Genomic DNA, 2,282 nt, shown 5'->3' with positions numbered 1-2,282 from the left:
TGATAAGTACCAACCCCAAATAGCTGAAACATAACACGAGCAGATGTTCCATCTGCCCCAACTCAAACCCTTGAATGGTCATCGGCCACTCTTTACCCTGGATCGATTCATTCACGATCGTCTTGGGTAAATCGAGCGAATAGTACAGAAACGGAAACGAAACGAGTGTCCAAAGCACAATCGCAATCTGCTGTTTCAGACTATAACGGCAGATAAATCGGAAGAGGGTTTTTTCCATCGAGGCATCGCGGCAGCTAAATTTGGCCCGTACTATAGCGCACTGCACCCAAGCCGCGCCCCCAAAATCATCGGGTCGCCTGTTTTGTCTCGCCCCCTCGCCAGCCGCCGGGGCTTGCGCTAAGCTGCCTCCCATGCTTTTGGGAAATGATCCGCTATGCTGACCCCGCCCGCCGCCGCCCCGCTTCTCAGCCTGCGCGATGTCGCCGTCACGTTTGCGCTGCCGGGTGGCCCGGTGGAAGCGGTGAAGGGCGTGAGTTTCGACGTGATGCCGGGCTCGACCGTGGCCCTCGTCGGCGAATCAGGCTCCGGAAAATCGGTGCTGGCGCAAGCCATTCTGGGGATTTTGCCCAAGTCGGCCCGCGTCAGCCGGGGGCAAATCCTCCTCAATCGCGGCGGGGAAACCCTCGATCTTGCGGCGCTCGATACCGATAGTCCCGCGTTTCGCGCTGTGCGGGGCCGCGATGTGGCGATTATTTTCCAAGAGCCGATGACGGCGTTATCGCCGCTGCACACGATCGGCAATCAGATTCTCGAAGCGCTGCATTTGCATCGCGCGGTCGATAGCGCCACGGGGCAGGAGCTTGCGCGCGAAATGCTCCGCCTCGTCGGCTTCAAAGACCCGGCAGCCGCGCTCAGCGCCTATACCTTCGAGTTGTCGGGCGGATTGCGCCAGCGCGCGATGATTGCGATGGCGCTGATCTGCCGCCCCTCTCTCCTAATCGCCGACGAACCGACGACGGCGCTAGACGTAACCCTGCAAGCGCAAATCCTAAAACTCCTGGCCGATCTTCAGCAGGAACTGCATATGGCGGTGCTGATGATTACCCATGATCTCGGCGTGGTCGCCAATATCGCCCAGGAAACCGTCGTGATGTACCACGGTAAAATCATGGAAAGCGGCCCGACGGCGATGCTGTTCGAAACCCCCAGCCACCCCTATTTGCGGGCGCTGTTGGCGGCAACGCCGGAGCCGGGGCGTGATCGGACGATCCCGCTGAAGCCGATCCGCGATTATCCGCGCGCCCTCGCCCCCAGCCTTACGCGCAAGCCCGTGGTGACGCCCGCCGACACGCCGATTCTGAGCGTCGAGCACGTCTCGAAAAGCTTCACCGCACGCGGCGGCCTGTTCGGCTTCACGAAATCGAAAGCCCATGTCGCGGTCGAAGATGTCTCCTTCTCCGTCCGGCGCGGCGAATGCCTGGGGCTGGTGGGGGAAAGCGGTTGCGGCAAAACCACTCTGTCGCGCCTGATCCTGAACGCAATGGCCCCCGATACCGGCAAAATCACCTTCTACGACGATGGCCGCCCGATGGATGTGAACCATCTGAGCGACGGCGACCGCCAAATTTTCCGCCGCAAGGCCCAGTTCATTTTCCAAGACCCGTTCGGCTCGCTGAACCCGCGCATGACCGTGGCGGATTTGATCGCCGAACCTTTGGTCATTCACCATATCGGCACGGCGGACGAACAGCGCACCCGCGTCGATGAACTCCTCGGGCTGGTCGGGCTCAACCCCACGCACCGCCACCGCTACCCCCATAGTTTTTCCGGCGGGCAACGCCAGCGCATCGGCATCGCCCGTGCCCTCGCCCTGCACCCGGATTTCATCATTTGCGACGAGCCCGTGTCGGCGTTGGACGTGTCGATCCAGGCGCAAATCCTCAATCTGTTGAAAGAGTTGAAGCAGGAACTGGGCCTCACCTACCTCTTCATCAGCCATAATCTCGCCGTGGTCGATTATCTGGCGGACCGCGTCGCGGTTATGTGCGCCGGGCGGATCGTGGAATTCGCCGAGCGCGCCCAGCTCTTCAGCGCGCCGCAGCACCCCTATACCCAGGCCCTGCTGGCCGCCGTGCCCGTCCCCGACCTCGCCCACCCGCTCGATTTCGGCAAGCTGATGGAAGGCCGCGCCTCCAACCCCGCCGCCTGGCCCGCCCCCTATCGCATCGAAGGCGACGCCCGCCCCGGCCTGATCGAAGTGGCGCCCGGCCATCTGGTGAGGGCGGCGGCGTGATGATGCGGTGGAAAGATCGGTCAGCTTG

General features: G+C 62.1%; 2 protein-coding genes. One reads left to right on the top strand and one right to left on the bottom strand.

The annotated features are described in order from the left end of the window. Positions 1-238: hypothetical protein (locus VZ95_RS27460; RefSeq protein ID WP_045777066.1), on the bottom strand; the 238-nt coding region annotated here is incomplete at its 3' end. 156 nt (positions 239-394) lie between these two features. On the opposite strand from VZ95_RS27460, the gene VZ95_RS17880 reads away from it, so the two are divergent. Beyond that, positions 395-2,254, top strand: a complete 1,860-nt coding sequence (locus tag VZ95_RS17880) for an ABC transporter ATP-binding protein (RefSeq protein ID WP_045777065.1) — start codon at positions 395-397, stop codon at positions 2,252-2,254. Positions 2,255-2,282: the final 28 nt, after the last annotated feature.

It is taken from the genome of Elstera litoralis, assembly GCF_000963705.1.
Lineage (GTDB): Bacteria > Pseudomonadota > Alphaproteobacteria > Elsterales > Elsteraceae > Elstera > Elstera litoralis.
The sequence above is the reverse complement of the archived record's forward strand: the minus strand, read 5'-3'. Positions and strand labels throughout refer to the sequence as shown.

What these genes read in the sequence shown, in the direction of transcription:
- VZ95_RS17880 (WP_045777065.1), top strand. Translation starts at nt 395, where the DNA reads ATGCTGACCCCGCCCGCCGCCGCCCCGCTTCTCAGCCTGCGCGATGTC.